This is a genomic window from Dyadobacter sp. 3J3, from assembly GCF_009801115.1.
GTDB lineage: Bacteria > Bacteroidota > Bacteroidia > Cytophagales > Spirosomataceae > Dyadobacter.
Genome location: NZ_VTOL01000002.1, coordinates 426,019 through 443,379, shown reverse-complemented (window position 1 = coordinate 443,379; position 17,361 = coordinate 426,019). Strand labels below are relative to the sequence as shown.

The window sequence follows — 17,361 nt, the reverse complement described above, 5'->3', positions numbered from 1 at the left end:
ATTGATTATGAAAACATATCCGGTAAAGAAAGAAAAAGCGGAAGAAATTACTTTTAAACATTTGTCACCATTAGAAAAGACGACCAGAAAAGTTGCTTTGGGAATTGCCTTCGTCAGTGTATTTTTCTTTTTCTTTAAAATATTATTTTTATAGGTGGATATTCATTCGACATCTTCAGAGTATCAGGTATCGGGAAGCAAGAAATCTTTGAAAGCAAAGATTCGGGAGATTTTTTGGGATGAAAAACTCACGAATCTTTTTGGAATGTTTTTTCTGCTGACTTTGTCTCTGGGTATTGGAGTTGCTACCACCTTCTATGGTGTCAAAGCCGGATTGGGAATTATTGTCTTTTTGCTTGGAGTTACTGCACTATACTGTATTGTAGTTTATCCAAAATTCGGCATCATATTTTTACTTATCCTCGCGGTTTTCGTTTTCTCTCTCATCCGTCTTGGATTGGATGTTCCCTGGGGTACAGCGGTAGATGTTGTTGAATTTTTACTAATGCTCGGTTTTTTCATATCTCAGAAAAAAAATAAAGACTGGGGAGTTGTGAAAGGACCGATTAGTACCATGATTTTGATCTGGGTATTTTTCAATTTTATCGAAGTTGCAAATCCAACAGCAGAATCCAGATTGGCCTGGGTCTATACGATCCGCGCCGTTGCTATTGTCATGCTGATGTATTTCGTATTTGTTTATCAGATAAATACAATTAGTTTTATCCGCCTTATTCTGAAATTATGGCTGTTGTTGGCTTTGATAGGTGCCTTGTATGGCTTCAAGCAGGAATTTATCGGATTTTCCGCAGCAGAAGATGAATATCTCCACTCGGATCCGATGATAAGCGAGTTGCTTTTTATAGCAGGTCACTGGCGTAAATTTTCTATCTTTTCCGACCCTGTTTCCTTCTCATATCACATGGTTGTAAGCAGTATGTTATGTATAGGATTGATGACGGGCCCTTTTAAAACCTGGAAGAAAGTAATATTGGGAATTCTGGTGATCCTGTTCATATCAGCAATGCTTTTTTCCGGAACCAGAGGTGCATATGTCTTAGTACCTGCCAGTTTAGGGTTTTTGTTTATATTGAAGTTCAGCAGGAAAATGCTTTTCATAGGCTCTGCGGCGTTGCTGATCATGGTATTTTTAATTTTCATACCCACCGGAAATCAGACTTTGGTGAGATTTCAATCTGCTTTTAAGCCTTCGGACGATGCTTCCTTCAACGTCAGGAAAAACAACCAGAAAAGAATTCAACCCTATATTTTGTCTCATCCTATTGGGGGAGGACTTGGTGCGGTTGGAACTTGGGGAGTGCGTTTCGCACCCAATTCTTATCTGGCGAAATTTCCACCGGATAGCGGTTATGTCAGGGTTGCGGTGGAGTTAGGCTGGGTTGGTCTGTTTATTTTTTGTTGTCTGATGTTTACGATTATGAGAGTGGGTATCAATAATTATTATTCCATTCAAAATCCGGAATTAAAAGTCTATTGTCTCTGCCTTCTTTTAATGATTTTTGCCTATAATATCGGGAATTATCCACAGGAAGCCCTGGTTCAGTTTCCAGCTAATATATACTTTTCAGTATGCATGGCTCTGATAAACGTGGTTGGAATATTAGATAGAAAAGAAATTGCCAAAAAGAAAAAGCAACTACATTTATTAAATGTATGACGTCTTGTTGCTCATTAAGAGGATTTAGAATACTATTTTGAAAATGTCAATCCGGAATTTCTTTTCCATTACAGTATTTCGAATTAGTTTATCGGAATTTGTAATATTTCTTCTAAATTTCAATTCTAAATTTGGTTATTATCAGTAGCTTTAAAGTATGGATATAGTTATTACCGGTCAACAAGCGTGGGATGTAGAAATTGGAAGTAATTGCAAGAACATTGCTCTGGAATTTAGTAAGAATAACAGAGTTTTGTATGTCAATTCTCCTCTGGACAGCATTAGCTTATGGCGCCGTAAAAACGATCCAAAAGTCACAAAACGTCGTGATGTAATTAACAAAAAGCAGAATGGTCTGGAGAAAATCCAGGAGAATCTGTGGGTCTTTTATCCCGACAAATTGATTGAGTCAATAAACTGGATTCCGTCAGACTTTATTTTTGATATACTCAACAAATGGAATAACAGGACATTTGCCAAAAGTATTCAAACAGCATTAAGCCAACTTGATTTTCAAGACTTTATTCATTTTAATGACAATGATATCTTTCGGAGTTTTTATCTGAAAGATTTTTTAATGCCCAAACTTTCTATTTATTATTCACGCGACTATATGCTAGCGGTGGATTACTGGAAAAGACATGGGAAAATCTTTGAGCCCATATTAATTTCTAAAAGTGACGTATGTGTTGCAAATTCTACCTATCTGGCAGATTATTGCAAAAAATATAATGCTCAATCATATTACGTAGGCCAGGGATGCGACCTTGATATTTTTCTGGAAGGTATAAATTCGAGGGTTCCCAAAGATATGGTTTCTGTTAAAGGGCCAAGAATTGGTTATGTTGGTGCCTTACAAAGTCTGAGACTGGATCTGGATTTATTACATCACATCGCTGTTACGAGACCTGATTGGACAATTGTACTGGTCGGCCCGGAGGACAAGGAATTTCTGAAAAGTGATTTACACAAGTTGTCTAATGTGATTTTTACCGGATCAAGAAATCTTGAAGAATTACCGGCTTATATCAATTCATTTGATGTTTGTATAAATCCTCAGCTTTTAAATGAGGTTACAATCGGGAACTATCCCCGAAAAATCGATGAATATCTTGCAGTAGGAAAACCAACCGTAGCGACAAAAACGGATGCAATGAATGTTTTTTCGGAACATGTCTATCTTGGAAAAACCAAAGAAGAATATATCGCACTCATTGAGCTTGCTTTGAAAGAAAACTCAGATAAAAAGACACAAGAGCGACGTGATTTTGCAAGTTCCCATACATGGGAAAATAGCGTAAATGAAATAAATAAGGCTATTTACACGTTTTTATAGTCGTAAACTCGCTCAGATTATTTCAAAAAATCAATATTGAATTTTAAGTGACGGTATAAATGTCTCATTTGAGAAATTACAAAATTATCGCTTTCACGCCATATATTCCTTTTCATTGTACTAGGTTCAGCCTCTGAGTTTTTTTGGATAAACAGGCCTGTGAAATCTTTATAAAACAAGGCCTTCCCTTTATTTTTAAGAAAAGACATCATCATGCCATATTCCGTAACATCACCTTTTTGTCCTTCAATATAACGACCGAATTTTTCAAAAAAATTGGTTCTTCTCAAATGTGGATGATCACTATATACATAGAATTTTTTGTAACCAGGCTTCCATAATTTGAAGTCCATTTCATAAAAACCATCCTCTGGATTTTTTAAATAGGGATATTCAAAATATGCATAAAACCGTATAACATCCAGTTCTTTTTTCTTAGTAATCAGCTTCACACATTTTTCAAAACGCTCAGGAAAGATTGCGGTAGGAGTGAAGTCTTCCTGAACGTATAAAGTTAGAGGTGTTGTAACTATATCCTGGCCCTTATTAATGTTATTACCGAGGCCTTTGTTTCTGGTGGTTGTAACGAGACGAAAATTATAATTCTGCTGTAACGATTTTAAGACATCAAGATGCTCTTCCTTACTTCCGTCGTCAGAAACAACTATTTCTTCAAAATTACAATTCAGATCTCTAAATGATTTTAAAAGTTGCTCTAATGATTGGCTTCTGTTATAATGCGTAACAAGTAGTGTGACCTGCTTAAAAAAATATTTATTTTTCATAGTGTATCAAAGCCATTCTATTTCGCTAATGCCAGATCTAAAGTGTTTTTTAACCATCGGAAACGCAGATAAAAAATTCTTGAAATAACTACCAATGGATTTTTACTTAATTTCCAATCTGGCCTTTCGAAAGTGCTAGGTTCATCTGGTGAATTTTTTTGATAAAATAATGTTGTAAACTCGTTATAAAACAGGCCTTTACCTTTTTTTTTCAAGAAACTAATTGCCATTTTATACTCCGTAACGTTTACATCTAATCCCTCAGGATATCTACCAAATTTATCTAAAAAATTGCTGCGCCGTAAATGTGGATGATCGCTGTAATAATAAAATTTAATATGATTCATGTCCCATTTTGAAAATATCATTTCTGAAAAACCTTTTTTGAAAGGTTTTAAATTTGGATAAATAAAGTACGCATAAAATCTTATTATATCCAGATTTGAATCATTATGCATAAAGGTGAGAGCATTTTCAAAATGAATTGGAAAAATATCTGACGGTTGAAAATCCTCTTGAACATACAAGGTATAGAGTGACCGTACCATGTCCTGCCCTTTATTAATATTATTACCAAGTCCTTTATTAATTGGCGTAGTTACTAAGTTAAACTTAAAACGATCTTTCATAGCAACAACTTTATTTAAATGTTCTGGGCGACTGCCATCATCTGAAACTACAATTTCGTAAAATTTGCAGTTTAGACTTTCAAAGGTTGACAACAAGCGTTCCAGCGATCCGCTTCTGTTGTAGTGCGTTATAAGCAAAGTAGTATCTGGAAAAATATAATCCATGGGTTAATTTAGTTATTTGGATAGGTAGTTACGTATTGCCTTTAATTGCCTTTTTACCCGATTTATAAAGGCATTTGTAATACTGCCATCATCCAGCAGGCGCCTTGGTGATGTATATACAGTAGCTTTGGAACTTGTCACCATTTTCAAATTTCCTGCTTTTTTAAGATTTAATGCCATGCGGCCGTCCTCTGCTTCATTTTCATAGTCACTGCCCACAATGTTGGCGTAAATTCTCGATCCGCTCACTTTAAAACCTCCTGTTGTCCGGCCAACTTCGGTAATAAAACCCATATTAAATCCATAAACATTAAGATACTCTCTATTTTTTTTACGGATTTCAATCATAACCCGTGCCATTTTTTCATATACCCAAAGACCAAAGCGCCCATTTTCCTGCGGAGGAATAAATGCATAATTGCCATAAACTCCGGTAATACCTTCATTTTTGACCATGGGTTCTACCATGCAATCAATCCAGTCAGGGGGATAAAAAGTGTCGGAATCAGCACATAGATGATATTTGCCTTTGGCAAGGTCCAAACCCATCTGTCTGGCGAAAGGAGTTCCCTGCTCGCGCTGCATATAATTAATAACTCCCAGATTGTCAAGTACATTTTGAGTGCCGTCCGTAGAATTATTGTTTATTACAACAAGCTCAACCTTGTATTTTGTCGAACTGGCCGAAATAGAAGAGAGCGTTCTGTATATATTATTTTCTTCATTCCAGGCGGGTATCACAACAGATACATCCGGAGTTTCTTCTTTGAAAAAGCTGATTGAATTTTTTAGTGCAGAGATTTCCTGACTGGTTAAATCCTGAAATTTCTTATTCTTAAAAAGATGGGGCGCAATCCATTTAGGTAAACCAAATAAACTCATATCGGGAAAAATAATGCTGACGTTGAGAAAATAATATAAGTTTTTACTGAGTGGTAAATCTTTTAGACATATGTTGACTAATTAATAGCGTAAAATAACTTCTTTTGTAGCAGTTATTCTAAATCACATTGCAAAATAGTTAATCTTATCGTGTAATTTATTTTTGGTTAACATTTATAGTAAAAAAACGTTTTTTGACGTACCTTTCCCTCACTTATTACATAAGTCTTACTCAGCGTTAAATGGCATTTGAACTTTTACAAAAACTTAAAAATAAACATTTTCTTTCTTTGGCCGGTAATGGAGTAATGTCAGTATTGGGCATGCTGAACATGATTATTCTTTACAGAGCTTTGCCGGTAGCGAGTATAGGAATGTGGGTGTTTTTTCTTTCAATTCTTCTGTTGGTCGATACGTTTCGATCAGGATTTTTGACCACAGCTTTTATCAAATTTTATGCCGGATCTTCCGAAAACAGAAAATTGGAAATCACAGGATCAGCATGGTTTGTCGGAGGAGCTATTACTTTGATATTGGTTATTCTTAACGTACCTGCCTATTTTCTTCTGCCTTATTTGAAAAATCCTTCGCTTGCGCTTTTTGTTGAATGGTTCGGCATTATCTATGTGGCTTCGTTACCCTCTTTTCTGGCTTCATGTGTTGTACAGGCCGAACAGCGCTTTGATCAGTTGCTTTGTATCCGTTTTTTGAGTCAGGGAATTTTTATAGTATTGGTGATCATTATGGCCTTCACCCAAACCGCAAATCTTCAAAATATAATTTACGCATATCTTGCCGGGGCAGCTTTAACAAGTTTATTTACCATCCTGATAGGTTGGTCGAAAATTTCTTGGTTTCGGAAGAGAACAAAGGCAGGAATCAGGGAAATTTATGACTTTGGAAAGTTTAGCGTTGGTACTACATTAAGTTCAAATCTTTTTGGTACTTCCAATACCATGATTATAAATTTTATGCTTGGGCCGGCCGCATTGGCAATATTTAATTTGGGTCAACGGTTGATGGAAATTGTTGAAATACCCTTACGCAGTTTTGCCGCAACCGGGATGCCCGAACTTTCTGCCGCATACAATGCCGGTGATAAAAAGACGGTAATTGATATTATGAAAAAATACACAGGCTTGATAACCATTGTACTTATTCCGGCATGCATAGCAGTGGTTATTCTTGCTGATGTTGCCATTTTGATAATCGGCGGAAGCAAATATGTAAATACCGAAGCCGCAAATATAATGAGGTTATTCATGACATTCGCCCTTTTATATCCCCTGGACAGATTTTTTGGATTAACACTTGACGTAATTCACCAGCCTAAAATTAATTTCATTAAGGTTCTCTTTATGCTCGCGGGAAGTGTTTCGGCTTCTTTTTTAGGTATTTTTCTAACTGGAAATATTTATGGAGTTGCTACCGCCGGTGTGGTACCTACGCTCATTGGAGTACTCGTTGGTTATTGGGGACTAAACCGATTTTATCCTTTTAAAATCAGAGATGTATTGGTGACGGGATACGTTGAAGCTATACAAATGGTTAAATTCTACTGGATGAAATTTGTACAATAGTCGGAATGTGCTGAGTAAAATCAAGTTGCCGGGACAATTTATTGTTTATGATCTAATGGCATTTATTTATTTTATATATTACAAATTAATTCTACAATTTATTAAGAATAATAGCTCTTTTTAGGAAGGCGATTCGGAACGTTGTTATATTGATGTTGTGTCGATGATAGAAAAATTACTAAATAAGTTTTTAAGCCTTGTTGTATTGGTTAGGCACGGGCAATTTACAATTGATGTCAGATATTATTACCGCCATACGTATTATTGCAAACTGGTGCAGTTGAAATATCTTTTCAAAGATTATATAGCTAAAATTAAATACAAAGATTTGTCATTTCATGGGGAATTCGCTCCTGAATTGCAGTTTGTACTGCCTTTTGCCTATTGGCATTATAAAAACGGAACGTTAAAAAGTACATCTTCATCGAAATATACAAAGGAGTTGTATTTCTTTTCTCCAGATCATAAGGAAGTTTTTGAGACCAGATCAAATGAAGGAAATTATAACTTCGAAATGCCGAGGATCTTGTACAGCCAGGATTATGATATGAAAAAATGGCTTCCCGTACCATTAAAAGAAATATACAAAAACGATGTTTATGTATACTATAAACCAATTCTCATTATAGCAAATCGATATAATATGGAGTGGGATGGGCCGCCAGTCAGTTTTTACAGTGTCGAGGTGCTGGCGTATATGATTGAAAAATTAAAGGATAGCTATACTATAATATACAACCGTCCAAAACCACAAAATATCACAATGGATAATAGTGATATTTATGATATGGACGAATACGCATGGCTTGAAAAAGAGCATCCAGACGTTATTCTAATGGAAAATCTTTTTAAGGAAAATAAAGCTGGAGCAAATAACTTTAATCATATGCAATTGATGGTTTATGCCAATGCCAGTATGTTTATTTCCATTCACGGAGGTACCGCCACATTGGCCAGCTATTTTGGTGGCACCAATCTCATTTTATCGAAAAAAGGTCCTGAACACCATTTTGACTGTTTCCATAAATTATATCCCCAATTTTCCGGAGCCAGGATATTACATGCAAAGTCGGATGAGGAAGTGATAAAATATATTAATGAAGATATGGTTAAGGTTTTTCAGGAATAATGGAAGATAAAAAAAAGGATCATTACTGGATAAAATCCGGCTTCATCAATATCATTCAAAATTTTTCCGGAGTATTTTTTGGCTTTGCCAGTTTTTACGTGCTGGTTAGAGTACTATCAAAAAATGATTTTGGTGTGTGGACTCTTTTTATGTCCACCTTTACGATTCTTGAGGCGATAAGAAGCGGACTGATTCAGAATGCTCTGATCAAATTTATTTCGTCGTCTGATAAGGAACATCATAAGGATATTACCACTGCATCCTTTGCAATAAGTGGTGTGGTTTCATTAATTTCAGTTGCAGCAATATTTATTTTTGCGCCCTTTTTGAGCAAATTGTGGAACTCGCCTCAGCTTACTTCTTTACTCTATTTTTATACTGTAATCTATTTATTCTCCGGTGCACAGGCTCAGTTTAACGCCGTTGAGCAAGCCAATCTTCGTTATAACGGGATTTTTATAGCTGGTTTAATCAAACAGGCATCTTTCTTTTGCTTTATTCTAATTTGCTACATTTTTTCGTTTGAGGTAAAATTAATATATCTGGTCTGGGTTCAAATGTTTAGTGCACTTGTAGCCATGCTTATAGCTTTCAGCTTCGTACGTCACAACTTAGCTCTGTCTATTCAACTAAGCAGAAGCTGGGTTAATAAATTATTTGGCTATGGTAAATATGCTTTTGGAACCTTGATCAGCTCATTGTTATCCAATACCATTGACCAGATGATGCTTGGTGCGATGTTGTCCCCGGCCGCGTCGGGCGCATTTAATATCGCAGTACGTATAACGAACCTAATCGATATTCCGGGAAATGCGATTGCGACTATTGTTTTCCCTCAAAGTGCTAAAAGGATGGAGGTGGATGGGACTTCTGCGGTGAAATATTTATATGAAAAATCTGTCGGAACCACCTTGGCTCTGGTCTTGCCCGTAGTAATTTTTCTATACTTATTCTCGGGTATTGTTATAACTACCATTGCCGGGGAAAAATACAATGACTCCATTCCTCTTTTGCAGGTTACGCTACTTTATTGCTTACTAATACCGTATGGCCGTCAGTTCGGTAATATTCTTGATTCTATTGGAAAAACGCGTTTAACTTTTCTGGTAGTTCTCGGAACAGCGTCCCTAAATTTGATTTTGAATTACTTTTTCATAGGCAGACTAGGTGTAATGGGCGCAGCCTATGCTACTTTATGCTCTAATCTTATTGGCTTTACAGTCGCTCAGATTATTTTGAAAAGGGAGATAAATGTCAATCTGCTGAACACATTTGTATATGCCTATAAATTCTATCCTGAGTTTTTAAACAAGTATATCAAGCCCTACTGGGAGAAAAAATCACTTAGAAATTAATCTGTAAATATTATTCATATGGTAGGAGTGAATTTTACTGGAAGGCTTGGTAATCAGTTGTTTCAATATTATTTTCTGCAATATCTTAAAACAAAGAATAGGAAGAACATTTACTTTTTTCCTAATCCACATCATGCTTATCTGGTAAAATATTTTGATTTTGGTCCTTATGAAAACTTTACTCAGAGTTCAAAATTGTATTCGGTCTTTACCCGCTCTATCCCTAAAATCTTCAAGTTTAAGCAAGTTTACGTCCAAAATTTTTTTGGCCCAAAGGAATTTAATCCTGAAAACCTGACCATGTATAACGGATTTTTCCAATCCGATTTTTACATAAAACATCTCCCTGATAATACAAAGCCAAAGCTGAGAAAGAAATATCAAGAAGAATTTATTTCGAAATTCGGAGATATATTTAAACAGAATAAAACCATTGTTGTTCACATCAGGCGAACCGATTACCTTACCTATGGAAAGAGGGATATTTCACTTCCAATTGAATACTTTCAAAAACACCTGAACTCAATAGAAAATCTGGACTCTTACAAGGTTTTTTTTGTTAGTGATGATATGGATTTTGTAAAGCTTGCATTCCCGGCAAAAGAAAACTTTATATTTTCACAAAATTCAGAAATATTGGACTTTCAGTTGATTATGAATGCGGATGTTTCAATTATCTCAAATAGTACTTTTGCGTGGTGGGCTGCTTATTTATGTAAAAAAAATAACAGGGTTATAGCACCCAAGAACTGGTTCGGATTCAGGCTTGGGCGTGAACACCCCAAAGGAATAATGACAGAGAAATTTGAATGGGTGGATGTTCTCGATCACTAAAAATAATACTATAACAGTATTTGAGCATTAGAAAACTTACTATTACTGATTTAGAAAAGATTAATATAAATTGCACGATAAATTATCGTTGGATACAAGCTATATTTAGGTGCTATTCTTTGATTATTGAATGCATTGTTATCGTGAACCTCAGGCAAGACTGCTTAAATTCGTTGGAGATTTTATAAATGAAACTTAAAGGACATCAGATTATTATATTTGGCTTGCCGCGGTTTGACTCACTTATTGAATCTACGAACTATACGACTGCCAAATTACTTGCAAGAGAAAACGAGGTTTATTATGTTGAGAATCCGTTTACTATAAAAGATTATTTTCTTCTTAGAAAGTCTAATGAATACAAAATCAGAAAAGATCACATTTCATTATGGGATACTTCTCTGGTTGAGACTGATGTCCCGAATTTAAAAGTTATTATTCCCCCAATACTTTTTTCTATTAATTTTTTACCGGAAGGCGCGTTATTTCGTATAGCCCTAAAGCTTAATGAAAAGCTTATAAGGATGAAGTTGAAAGCAATAATTGCAAGATACAACATCAAGGATTTTATATTCATTAACTCTTTTAATTTTCATTATCCCGATATTGCTGAAAAGCTGAATCCAATGCTAACTATATACCATTGCCTTGATCCAATGGTTCTTACGTTTAACAGAAAGCACGGTGTAGTTTCAGAAGATAGGCTGGTTAAGACGAGCGATTTAGTCATATGCAGCAGCAGACAATTGTATGTTGAAAAGAAAAGGGATAATCCAAATTCTTATTTTATTGCCAATGCAGCAAACTTGGAGCATAGCAGCAAAGCGCTTGACCCGGATCTTTCGGTTATGCCATCTATTGCCAAATTAAAAAAGCCTGTTATTGGATATTTCGGAGCAATCGAACGGCGGATAGACTATGATTTGCTTGAAAAAGTCATAAAAAAAAATACTGATAAAAGTTTTGTATTTGTTGGTCCGGAGGATAAGCAATTCATTCCAAAATGGTACTATGAGGCTGAAAATGTATATTTTATAGGCTCGGTTGCATATGAACATATGCCTTCTGTAATCAAAGGTTTTGATGTTGCGATTATTCCTTTCAAAAAGGATGATGTAAGTAATAGTATTTTTCCCCTAAAACTTTTTGAATATCTTGGAGCAGGGAAACCTGTTGTGGCTATTGATTTTAATCCGGATTTGATTGAATTTACAAAGGGAAGTGTTGCTTTTTGCTCTGATGCAAAAAGTTTTTCCCAAGCTATTGAAGCCGCAATAAATAATGACAATTCATCCCTGATAGCTGAGCGAGTGAAAATTGCCGCTGAAAATACCTGGGAGAGCAGGATTGATGAGATGGCAGACATTATTTCGAATCAGTTTGATATTAAAGAAAAAAGCAACCTTGGTAATCATTAAAGATTCTTGTTCAGGTTTCCTTTATAATCAAATCGAATACTAAATATATTTTTCCCACTTTTTTTTTCGTACATATAAGTGAAATGCTCCGAGGATTTTGCAATGATCATTAACCCAAAGTGGTCACTGGTGTTGACAAGCAAAAGGGGCATTTCTTCGTCTTCAACTTCTTCGAGAATGAAAATGGCACTATTCTCTGAGGCGGTGAAAACGCGAAGAGAATCCATTCCATTTCTGTAAACTTCAAAATGTTGATTTACAAGGTTTTCAAGTAATGGCCAGGTTAGTTTACTCTCACCTGCATCTACTATTAATTCAAGTGAATTTCCGAAATCTTCCTTTTCAATAGTGAGATCGCTCTCTGAAAATTTAAGATTAAGCCGACTTTTTGCAGAGCCGGAGTGTTTAGCTCCGTTGATGAGTAATTCGGTAATCGCCCATTGTATTTTTGAATGAATAGCCACAGGTACACCCAAGAATTCATTTTGCTCTTTAATATATTCTACACATTTTCTCACAACCGAAGCTAACCCTTCTGCCTTATTATGAAATATGTATGACTTCTTGTGACTGTATTTTTTCATTACAAATGGAATGTTTCCATGGCCTTATCATAACTGGTGAAAATTTTGAAAACTTTATCCATCCTTATCAGAGTAAGCAAATTTCTGACATCTGGCTTTAATGCTACCAGGTAAATATCTGTTTTTCTGGGCATTGCATATTTTAATGCCACTACCAGACTTCCGAGAAATGAGCTATCTATATAGTTCACATTCTCAAAACTTACCATAATGAGCTTAGCGCCCTCGGCAATGAGCGTTATCATTTCTTCTTTGAACAAGTCGGCGTTAGCAAGACTTGCTTCTTCGGGCAAAATGGTTGCCTGTACAATATTTTCGATTTGGTTAACTTGAAGTATCATGAGGGTTATTGTTTTTCTATGAAAATGATGCTGGCGTCGTCCATTTGATTGGTGTCGTCAATTCTTTCTAAAACGTTAGATTTTATTAATTCAAAACTATTTGGATCACCTAAAAACGGACTTATTTTCTCAACAAAAAATGGATAATCGCTTTTCTTAGAGCCGTTGGAGGGAATATCGATCATCCCATCTGTGAATATCACCAGCTGTTCGCCGGTTTTCATGTTGATAATTTGTTTATCATACATGCCGTCTTCAAGCAGGCCGAGTAGCAAACCGGAAGAAAGCAGCGTTTTGGGGATTAGATCGGCAGGTTTGAAATAAATTAAGGGAAGATCACCGGCACCTGTATAATGAACTTCACCGGTTTCGCTGTCGAGCAATATGAGCGACAGGCTGGATAGGATATTCTGAAGGCTTTCGTCCAGATAAACAAGTTTGTTGATTTTGGTAACAATCGAATCCAGTTTAAAATCATTATCCAAAACACAAAACCGTATGGCAGCTCGTATATAGCTTAAAAAGCCAAAAGTAAAAAACCAGGCTTTCCATTTTTTACCCATGATATCTCCCAAAAATGCAAAGCAATAACGCTGGTCAACCTGAACAAAATCTATAAAATCGCCTCCCGGGTATCCACGATAACCTTTATGCCAAAAATAAACTTTGAAGCCGCTGGTTATAGGACTCGCAGTTGGAATGGACTTTACATTGAGTGTTTCTGCGGCAATGCGTAATTCCCTGATGGATCTGATATGCTCGTTTTCAAGCGATTTTATGATGTTATTTAACTTGGAAATGATGACCGGCAAATGGGTTTCTTTGTTGATATAATCCAATGCATTCATATTCAGGCCCTCCAGTATCAGAGAATTGTCGGTGAACGAAGTCAGGAACACAAAGGGAATATCACGAATGTTTGGATTGAGTAAAACTGCCTGACGAAAGTCAAAACCATTTATTTCAGGCATATCGTAATCCGATAATATCAGATCAGGTGTTTCGGTTTGCAATAAATGCAAGGCTGCCGATGCTGAATCACATAACATGCAGGTATAACCCGCTTTTTTTAAGGACGCCTCCATTACCTTTCTGAAAAGGAGGTTATCTTCTACCAGAAGTATTTTTTTTACAGATTTTGGAGGTTCGGGCATGGTTATCATTTTTTGTTAAAATTTAGAATGAACACAAGTACCCCACCAAAAATAATGAGCAAAGAAACCAGATCCATAACGGTCACCCCATCATTTGCATTAAAATAAAATACAGTAAAAATTTCAAAACTTGGCGGAGCAGGCATAATGATCATGGCGAATCCAACCACAATAAGCAAAATGGCCAGGATGAACATCACTCCCTTTTGTAAGGTATTTTTGCGCAGATATGTTTTGCTTACCTCGCTGTCAAATGTGTTTTCGGATAGTAGTTTTTCCAATCCTTCCAGCAGTTCTTCTCTGGACAAATTGTTATCCTGATCCAGTTCTTTAAATGGGGCCAACTCCTTAGGAGTCAGCATCGATTTCTGAAAAGCATCAGCAATTCTTTTTTGATATAGTTTAGAACTTTGGCTGTTAATATTAGAAACTTCAATAGCGCCTATGAGTTCCTGAATCTTTTTTTCAAGCAATTGATTTTCCCGATCTACCTGTTGAGGTTCGGTTGCATTTATTTCAGAAATTCTATTCGAATCAGGTAGCCGGGGAATTTTCACTTTATCTTTGATAAATTATATTTTAACTTTTTGCCAGGGATTTGAGAATGAATTTGAAATGAAAATTTTCTCCAATTTTTATAATTTGTTTAAAGCTATATTTTTATTGTTAATTTTGAAATAATTCTACAAAATCATTAAAATAAATTCTCTTTTTTACTGTAAAATTACTCTTCCTATTTGTGATGAAAAAAGTTTCAGTTATTACAGTAAATTTTAATCAACCCAAAATTACAGAAGATCTGCTCAGGTCGTTAAAGGATATAAATACATATCAGAATCTTGAAATCATTGTAGTTGACAATGGGAGTAAGGAGAATCCCGTGCCGGAATGGAGAGTTAAATATCCTGATATTATTTTTATTCGCTCTGATGCCAATACTGGTTTCGCTGGCGGTAATAACATAGGTATAAAACAAGCGACTGGTGATTACTGTTTTCTGATAAACAACGATACGGAAGTTACTGAATCTCTAATAGCTTTGCTTGTTAAAACAATGGATGAAAATCCTGTAATCGGCATTGTTTCTCCCAAAATACATTATTTTGATCAGCCGGGTATGCTGCAATATGCAGGTTATACGCCAATGAATTATTACACCGCCAGAAATGCCTGTGTCGGTCAGTTTGAAGCAGATCATGGCCAATATGATTCCCTTTCCGGGCCAACCGGCTATGCGCACGGTGCAGCCATGATGATCAGAAAGGAAGCAATAGAGAAAGCAGGATTAATGGCGGAAAACTATTTTCTGTATTTTGAAGAACTTGACTGGTGTGAGCGGATCCGGAAAGCAGGCTACGAAATCCATGTCGACCTTAGGGCTCTTATTTTTCATAAAGAATCAGTCTCCGTCGGAAAAAGATCTGCGTTAAAAGAATTTTTTATGACACGCAACAGAATTCTATTTATTCGTAAAAATACTTCGACAGCAACTTTTGTTATATTTTGGTGCTACTTCATGGCAACTGTGTTTCCAAGAAATATCATTCATTATCTCATCAATAAAGAATTTAATTTTATTCCAGTATTTATCAGTGCTATCACCTGGCATTTCTCAAACAACACAGACAGCAAAAATCTAGGCTTTACCCTCAAACCTTAATCTATGGAAGTTCTTTTCTGGATCAGTTTATTTATTGTTTTTTACACTTTCCTGGGTTATGGAATTGTGCTTTATATTTTGGTACGAATCCGGAGAATAATCAAAGGAAAGCGAATTTATCCGAGTCTCGACCAGGATTTCCCCACTTTAACGCTGGTTGTAGCGGCCTACAATGAGGAATCATTGATTGAAGAAAAAATAAGAAATACAATAGATCTTAAATATCCACAGGGTAAATTAAATCTACTTTTTGTTACAGATGGCTCAACAGACCGCACGCCTGATTTAATTACTCGTCATCCTGAAATCAAATTGATGCATTCTGCTGCCAGAAGCGGAAAAATCATGGCCATCCACAGGGCGATGCATGAGGTAAATACCGATGTAGTTGTTTACACCGATGCCAATACTTTTCTGAATAAAGATGCATTGTTGCTCATCGCACGTCATTATGCTGATCCGACCGTGGGGGCCGTTTCGGGAGAAAAAAGGGTTATGCAGGACGATGTTTCCGATGCAACAGCAGGGGAGGGATTCTATTGGAAATATGAGTCTATGCTCAAAAAATGGGATTCCGAGTTGTATTCAGTTGTTGGTGCAGCGGGTGAATTGTTCAGCGTCCGACGATCTCTTTATAAGGAAGTTGAACCAGATACAATTCTGGATGATTTCATGATTTCCATGCTTATCGCCCAACAGGGATATAGAATTATTTATGAGCCCGATGCCTATGCGTCTGAGCTTTCGTCTGATAATATTACGGAAGAATTAAAAAGAAAAGTCCGTATTGCAGCAGGTGGTATTCAATCGATTTTACGTCTCAAAAAACTGATGACGCCTTTTGAAAATCCGCTGCTTTGGTTTCAATATGTTAGTCATCGTGTTTTGCGCTGGACGGTGACACCTTTTCTGATGATTCTTGTATTTATTTTGAATTTTGTGATTTGCCTGAGATCTGTGAATTTCGTTTATATTATTATTCTCTTTGGCCAGGTATTGTTTTATGGTGCATCTCTTGCCGGATGGCTGCTTGAAAGGCGTAAGATTAAGGTTAAGGCTTTGTTTATTCCGTACTATTTCTGTGTAATGAATTATGCGGTTATCGCCGGGATCGACAGGTATTTTAGAGGCAGCCAAAGCGCGGCGTGGGAGAAATCGAAAAGAAAGACTGCCTGACGTTTCCTGCAAGTTGTACTAACAAAAAAGACCGCATAATCTCATTTCTGGAATTATACGGTCTTTTTATATCGAATTATATTTTAAAGTTTCCCCAACCGCTCAGCTTCCTGTTCCAAAATTGGTGTTATCGAATATACATCCTTGCTGATTCTGTGATAATGCGCAATTAGATCCTGAATTTCTGTTTCGGCATGAATGGCTTTTTCAAGTTCATCAACTTTTGGTCTTATGCTGGTAAGACCTGCCATCGTAAAAGAAGGTTTAATTCCGTGAACGATACTTGCAGCCTCCGTCAGATTTTCGTTTTCCAAAACTGTTTGCAAACCCTGCCAGCGGGGCAAAGAGTCAGACAAGAATGCCTCGAAAATGATTTGAACAATTGACGCGTCATCACCATATACCTGATTAAGATAGTTAACGTCGAGTGCAGGATTAAGTTGCAGTGCCATTCAGAGATTGTTATGGGTTAAAATAAGAGTTAATTAATACTTCAATGGGTGAACCATTGCTGGTCTTTCCCGTAATTTTAAAGTCATTACCAAATACAAATTTATATGGAGTTCTTTTATTAATTTGTAGTATAGGTTAATTTATCTATTATTTCTTAAAAATTAGCCCTGATTGGCATGTCAGTTGCAAAAATTATTTAAAC

The 17,361-nt window shown here is 36.1% G+C and carries 18 protein-coding genes; 10 read left to right on the top strand and 8 right to left on the bottom strand.

Annotated features, from left to right (window positions below; all coding sequences use genetic code 11):
- The first annotated feature begins 7 nt into the window (after positions 1 to 7).
- From FZF08_RS31520 to FZF08_RS05720, 3 genes are all read left to right on the top strand, one after another.
- Positions 8 to 154 (top strand): hypothetical protein, encoded by a 147-nt coding sequence (locus FZF08_RS31520; protein WP_200837034.1) that lies wholly within the window; start codon positions 8 to 10, stop codon positions 152 to 154.
- Positions 155 to 1,678 carry an O-antigen ligase gene (locus FZF08_RS05725; protein WP_229216428.1) on the top strand — a complete coding sequence of 508 codons (1,524 nt, stop codon included), beginning with the start codon at positions 155 to 157 and terminating at the stop codon, positions 1,676 to 1,678.
- Positions 1,679 to 1,835: 157 nt separating this feature from the next.
- Entirely contained in the window at positions 1,836 to 3,014 is a 1,179-nt protein-coding gene (locus FZF08_RS05720) for a glycosyltransferase (protein WP_159467674.1), read from the top strand.
- Between the two features lie 17 nt (positions 3,015 to 3,031).
- Here FZF08_RS05720 and FZF08_RS05715 read toward each other — a convergent pair whose 3' ends face one another.
- The 3 genes from FZF08_RS05715 to FZF08_RS05705 are packed head-to-tail and all read right to left on the bottom strand — an operon-like array spanning position 3,032 to position 5,475.
- Complete coding sequence (locus FZF08_RS05715; RefSeq protein WP_159467673.1) at positions 3,032 to 3,799, bottom strand: glycosyltransferase family 2 protein; 768 nt, start codon at positions 3,797 to 3,799, stop codon at positions 3,032 to 3,034.
- 17 nt (positions 3,800 to 3,816) lie between these two features.
- Positions 3,817 to 4,593 carry a glycosyltransferase family A protein gene (locus FZF08_RS05710; protein WP_159467672.1) on the bottom strand — a complete coding sequence of 259 codons (777 nt, stop codon included), beginning with the start codon at positions 4,591 to 4,593 and terminating at the stop codon, positions 3,817 to 3,819.
- Positions 4,594 to 4,605: 12 nt separating this feature from the next.
- Entirely contained in the window at positions 4,606 to 5,475 is an 870-nt protein-coding gene (locus tag FZF08_RS05705; RefSeq protein WP_159467671.1) for a glycosyltransferase family 2 protein, read from the bottom strand.
- A 242-nt stretch (positions 5,476 to 5,717) separates the two neighbouring features.
- Here FZF08_RS05705 and FZF08_RS05700 point away from each other — a divergent pair, with 242 nt between their 5' ends.
- From FZF08_RS05700 to FZF08_RS05680, 5 genes are all read left to right on the top strand, one after another.
- Entirely contained in the window at positions 5,718 to 7,055 is a 1,338-nt protein-coding gene (locus FZF08_RS05700; RefSeq protein WP_159467670.1) for an oligosaccharide flippase family protein, read from the top strand.
- 163 nt (positions 7,056 to 7,218) lie between these two features.
- Entirely contained in the window at positions 7,219 to 8,184 is a 966-nt protein-coding gene (locus FZF08_RS05695; RefSeq protein ID WP_159467669.1) for a hypothetical protein, read from the top strand.
- Complete coding sequence (locus tag FZF08_RS05690; RefSeq protein WP_159467668.1) at positions 8,184 to 9,539, top strand: flippase; 1,356 nt, start codon at positions 8,184 to 8,186, stop codon at positions 9,537 to 9,539. Before FZF08_RS05695 ends, FZF08_RS05690 begins: the two co-directional genes overlap by 1 nt.
- Before the next feature lie 18 nt (positions 9,540 to 9,557).
- The gene (locus tag FZF08_RS05685; RefSeq protein ID WP_159467667.1) at positions 9,558 to 10,373 is read left to right on the top strand and encodes an alpha-1,2-fucosyltransferase; all 816 of its coding nucleotides are present in this window, start codon (positions 9,558 to 9,560) and stop codon (positions 10,371 to 10,373) included.
- A 188-nt stretch (positions 10,374 to 10,561) separates the two neighbouring features.
- Positions 10,562 to 11,791, top strand: a complete 1,230-nt coding sequence (locus tag FZF08_RS05680; RefSeq protein WP_159467666.1) for a glycosyltransferase — start codon at positions 10,562 to 10,564, stop codon at positions 11,789 to 11,791.
- On the opposite strand, the gene FZF08_RS05675 is transcribed toward FZF08_RS05680, so the two are convergent.
- From FZF08_RS05675 to FZF08_RS05660, 4 genes are read right to left on the bottom strand one after another with little or no spacing between them, the layout of a single operon-like run.
- Positions 11,788 to 12,375 (bottom strand): anti-sigma regulatory factor, encoded by a 588-nt coding sequence (locus tag FZF08_RS05675; protein ID WP_159467665.1) that lies wholly within the window; start codon positions 12,373 to 12,375, stop codon positions 11,788 to 11,790. The genes FZF08_RS05680 and FZF08_RS05675 overlap by 4 nt on opposite strands.
- A complete protein-coding gene (locus FZF08_RS05670; RefSeq protein WP_159467664.1) occupies positions 12,375 to 12,716 on the bottom strand; it encodes an STAS domain-containing protein in 342 nt (113 codons plus the stop codon). Before FZF08_RS05670 ends, FZF08_RS05675 begins: the two co-directional genes overlap by 1 nt.
- A 5-nt stretch (positions 12,717 to 12,721) precedes the next feature.
- The gene (locus FZF08_RS05665; protein WP_229216427.1) at positions 12,722 to 13,870 is read right to left on the bottom strand and encodes a response regulator; all 1,149 of its coding nucleotides are present in this window, start codon (positions 13,868 to 13,870) and stop codon (positions 12,722 to 12,724) included.
- Positions 13,871 to 13,875: 5 nt separating this feature from the next.
- A complete protein-coding gene (locus FZF08_RS05660) occupies positions 13,876 to 14,427 on the bottom strand; it encodes a hypothetical protein (RefSeq protein WP_229216426.1) in 552 nt (183 codons plus the stop codon).
- Between the two features lie 185 nt (positions 14,428 to 14,612).
- Between FZF08_RS05660 and FZF08_RS05655 the strand changes: the two genes are divergently transcribed.
- Both FZF08_RS05655 and FZF08_RS05650 read left to right on the top strand, forming a co-directional pair.
- Complete coding sequence (locus tag FZF08_RS05655) at positions 14,613 to 15,530, top strand: glycosyltransferase family 2 protein (protein ID WP_159467662.1); 918 nt, start codon at positions 14,613 to 14,615, stop codon at positions 15,528 to 15,530.
- Between the two features lie 3 nt (positions 15,531 to 15,533).
- Positions 15,534 to 16,706, top strand: coding sequence for a glycosyltransferase family 2 protein (locus FZF08_RS05650; protein WP_159467661.1), 1,173 nt, complete (start codon positions 15,534 to 15,536; stop codon positions 16,704 to 16,706).
- Between the two features lie 83 nt (positions 16,707 to 16,789).
- On the opposite strand, the gene FZF08_RS05645 is transcribed toward FZF08_RS05650, so the two are convergent.
- Positions 16,790 to 17,158 (bottom strand): Hpt domain-containing protein, encoded by a 369-nt coding sequence (locus FZF08_RS05645; RefSeq protein WP_159467660.1) that lies wholly within the window; start codon positions 17,156 to 17,158, stop codon positions 16,790 to 16,792.
- Positions 17,159 to 17,361: the final 203 nt, after the last annotated feature.

Excerpts from the sequence above, each read along its gene's own strand:
- FZF08_RS05705 (WP_159467671.1), bottom strand. The coding sequence starts at position 5,475 with ATGAGTTTATTTGGTTTACCTAAATGGATTGCGCCCCATCTTTTTAAG.
- FZF08_RS05690 (WP_159467668.1), top strand. The coding sequence starts at position 8,184 with ATGGAAGATAAAAAAAAGGATCATTACTGGATAAAATCCGGCTTCATC.
- FZF08_RS31520 (WP_200837034.1), top strand. The coding sequence starts at position 8 with ATGAAAACATATCCGGTAAAGAAAGAAAAAGCGGAAGAAATTACTTTT.
- FZF08_RS05700 (WP_159467670.1), top strand. The coding sequence starts at position 5,718 with ATGGCATTTGAACTTTTACAAAAACTTAAAAATAAACATTTTCTTTCT.
- FZF08_RS05715 (WP_159467673.1), bottom strand. The coding sequence starts at position 3,799 with ATGAAAAATAAATATTTTTTTAAGCAGGTCACACTACTTGTTACGCAT.
- FZF08_RS05650 (WP_159467661.1), top strand. The coding sequence starts at position 15,534 with ATGGAAGTTCTTTTCTGGATCAGTTTATTTATTGTTTTTTACACTTTC.
- FZF08_RS05670 (WP_159467664.1), bottom strand. The coding sequence starts at position 12,716 with ATGATACTTCAAGTTAACCAAATCGAAAATATTGTACAGGCAACCATT.
- FZF08_RS05710 (WP_159467672.1), bottom strand. The coding sequence starts at position 4,593 with ATGGATTATATTTTTCCAGATACTACTTTGCTTATAACGCACTACAAC.
- FZF08_RS05685 (WP_159467667.1), top strand. The coding sequence starts at position 9,558 with ATGGTAGGAGTGAATTTTACTGGAAGGCTTGGTAATCAGTTGTTTCAA.
- FZF08_RS05695 (WP_159467669.1), top strand. The coding sequence starts at position 7,219 with ATGATAGAAAAATTACTAAATAAGTTTTTAAGCCTTGTTGTATTGGTT.
- FZF08_RS05655 (WP_159467662.1), top strand. The coding sequence starts at position 14,613 with ATGAAAAAAGTTTCAGTTATTACAGTAAATTTTAATCAACCCAAAATT.
- FZF08_RS05645 (WP_159467660.1), bottom strand. The coding sequence starts at position 17,158 with ATGGCACTGCAACTTAATCCTGCACTCGACGTTAACTATCTTAATCAG.
- FZF08_RS05665 (WP_229216427.1), bottom strand. The coding sequence starts at position 13,870 with ATGCCCGAACCTCCAAAATCTGTAAAAAAAATACTTCTGGTAGAAGAT.
- FZF08_RS05675 (WP_159467665.1), bottom strand. The coding sequence starts at position 12,375 with ATGAAAAAATACAGTCACAAGAAGTCATACATATTTCATAATAAGGCA.
- FZF08_RS05680 (WP_159467666.1), top strand. The coding sequence starts at position 10,562 with ATGAAACTTAAAGGACATCAGATTATTATATTTGGCTTGCCGCGGTTT.
- FZF08_RS05720 (WP_159467674.1), top strand. The coding sequence starts at position 1,836 with ATGGATATAGTTATTACCGGTCAACAAGCGTGGGATGTAGAAATTGGA.